The organism is Hydrogenophaga sp. OTU3427 (assembly GCF_038440225.1).
GTDB lineage: Bacteria > Pseudomonadota > Gammaproteobacteria > Burkholderiales > Burkholderiaceae_C > Hydrogenophaga.
In genome coordinates this window covers 1-2522 of sequence record NZ_JASATI010000096.1, presented here as the reverse complement: position 1 = coordinate 2522, position 2522 = coordinate 1, and the positions used below count along the sequence as shown (strand labels likewise).

Sequence of the window (2522 nt, the reverse complement as noted above, 5' to 3'; positions counted from 1 at the left end):
TGTTGAATCATTTCCAAAACTGGGCCGATTTGGGACGCATTCACGTTGAAATTTGAGCCACGTTGCGGCTCTATCCTGCTGAATTTTTCAGCACGGGGGAGCAGGAGTGATCAACGTGAGCACATTGAGCAAGTTGCGCCGCCTCGTGCTGAGGCAGGACGTGTCAGTGCGCGAGGCCAGCCGGCGGCTGGGCATCTCGCGCAACACAGCCACCAAGTGGCTCAAAGAAGGTCAGATGACCGAGCCCCGGTACCCGCAGCGGGTGGCGGGGGCGAGCATTCTGGACCCCTACAAGGAGCAGTTGAGCCAGTGGATCAAGGCCGATAGCCACCGCAGCAAACGCGATCGGCGCGGGATCAAGGCGATGTTTGAAGCGCTGCGCGCGCAGGGCTATGGCGGCAGCCGAGGGCCGGTGTACACATTTGCCCAGCGCTGGCAGCAAGAGCAAGGCAACGCGGCACGCGGCGCGGGGTTTGTGCCGCTGAGTTTCGAGCTGGGTGAGGCGTTCCAGTTCGACTGGAGCTGCGAGTACCTCTTCATCGGTGGGCTGCGCCGGCGCCTGGAGGTGGCGCACACCAAGCTGGCGGCCAGTCGAGCCTTCTGCCTGGTGGCGTACTACAGCCAGGCGCACGAGATGCTGTTCGATGCACACGCCCGCGCCTTTGCACTCTTTGGTGGTGTACCCCGGCGGGGCATCTACGACAACATGAAGACCGCTGTGGACAAGGTCGGCCAGGGCAAGCAGCGCAGCGTCAATGCGCGTTTCGAGGCCATGACCGGGCACTACCTGTTCGAGCCGGAGTTCTGCAACCGCGCCGCCGGCTGGGAGAAGGGGGTTGTGGAGAAGAACGTGCAGGATCGGCGCAAGGACATCTGGCGTGAGGCCAGTGAGCGGCGCTGGGGGACACTGAGCGAGCTCAACGACTGGCTGGAACAGGCGTGTGTGAAGGCATGGAGTGAGATGACCCACCCGGAATGGGCACAGCTTACTGTGGCTGACGTCTGGCAGGACGAACGGGCTCGCCTCATGCCCAACCCCCGTGCGTTTGACGGCTATGTGGAACAGCCGGTGCGGGTATCAGCCACCTCGCTGATCCACTTCCAGCGCAACCGCTACAGCGTGCCGTGTGAATGGATTCACGCGGTGGTCAGCCTGCGAGCCTACCCGGATGGCCTGCTGGTGGTCGGGCCTGACGGGCGACAGGTGCACCTGGCGCGCAGCTTCGAGCGCGATCAGACACTCTACGACTGGATGCACTACATCGCGCTGGTCGAACGCAAGCCCGGAGCGCTGCGCAACGGCGCACCCTTCAAGACCATGCCCGAGCCGCTGCAGGAGCTGCAGCGCCAGTTGCTGCGCCACAACGGGGGCGACAGGGTGATGGCGCAGGTGCTCATGGGGGTGAGCCTGCACGGGTTGGAGGCCGTGCTGGTAGCCGTGGATCTGGCGCTGCAGTCCGGCCGGGTGAGTGCCGAGCACGTGCTCAACGTGCTCTCACGCCTGAAGGAGCAGCGCACCCCTGAGCCGCCGGTGGCCACCATGCTCACGCTCAACACCCCGCCACTGGCCAACCTGCAGCGCTATGACGCACTGCGCAACACACTGCCCTTTGAGGTGACACCGGAGTCCGGCCATGCATGACGTCATTGATGCCTTCAAGGCGCTGGGCCTGCACGGCATGGCCAGTACCTGGCCGGAGGTGCTGGGCACCGCCCGCATGAAATCGCTCGATCACGAGGCCGTATTGCACCAGCTCATCAAGGCCGAGACGGCGCAGCGCGAGGTGCGCTCCATGGCCTACCAGATGCGCGTGGCGCGCTTCCCCTCCCACCGCGATCTTGCTGGCTTTGACTTTGCCCATACGCAACTCGATGAGGCGCTGGTGCGCCAGCTGCACACCCTTCGCTTCCTGGAGTCGGCGCACAACGTGGTGCTGGTCGGTGGCCCCGGTACCGGAAAGACGCACCTGGCCACAAGCCTGGGGATCGAGGCCATCCGCATGCATGGCAAACGGGTGCGCTTCTTCTCCACGGTGGAGCTGGTCAATGCCCTGGAGCTGGAGAAGGCGCAGAACAAGACCGGCCAACTGGCGCACCGCCTGATGTACGTCGATCTGGTGATCCTGGATGAACTGGGCTACCTGCCGTTCACGCAGTCCGGCGGCGCCATGCTGTTCCACCTGCTCTCCAAGCTCTACGAGCGAACCAGCGTGGTGATCACCACCAACCTGACCTTCTCGGAATGGAGCAGCGTCTTTGGCGACGCCAAGATGACCACCGCCTTGCTCGACCGCCTTACACACCATTGCCACATCGTGGAGACGGGCAATGAGAGCTGGCGATTCAGACATTCCAGTGCCGCTGGCGCGGCACCGCAAAAGCAACGCAGCAAAGCTCAGAAAGGAGATCGAAAAGCAGCAGAACCTATAGACTTATCCACAACCGAATAGCCAGAAAATCCATCAAACCAGTGGCTCAATATTCGACGTGATCACTGGCTCAATTGTGCTGATGAATCAACA

Annotated in this window: 2 protein-coding genes; both read left to right on the top strand. The window is 62.9% G+C overall.

Annotated elements, in window-relative coordinates; all coding sequences use genetic code 11:
- Positions 1 to 115: 115 nt before the first annotated feature.
- Complete coding sequence (gene istA, locus AAHB17_RS24375; RefSeq protein WP_342133651.1) at positions 116 to 1642, top strand: IS21 family transposase; 1527 nt, start codon at positions 116 to 118, stop codon at positions 1640 to 1642.
- On the top strand, positions 1635 to 2450 hold the full coding sequence (gene istB / locus AAHB17_RS24370) for an IS21-like element helper ATPase IstB (RefSeq protein WP_342133650.1): 816 nt from the start codon (positions 1635 to 1637) through the stop codon (positions 2448 to 2450). Before istA ends, istB begins: the two co-directional genes overlap by 8 nt.
- Positions 2451 to 2522: the final 72 nt, after the last annotated feature.

Coding starts and splice junctions, on each gene's coding strand:
- istB (WP_342133650.1), top strand. CDS start 1,635: ATGCATGACGTCATTGATGCCTTCAAGGCGCTGGGCCTGCACGGCATG.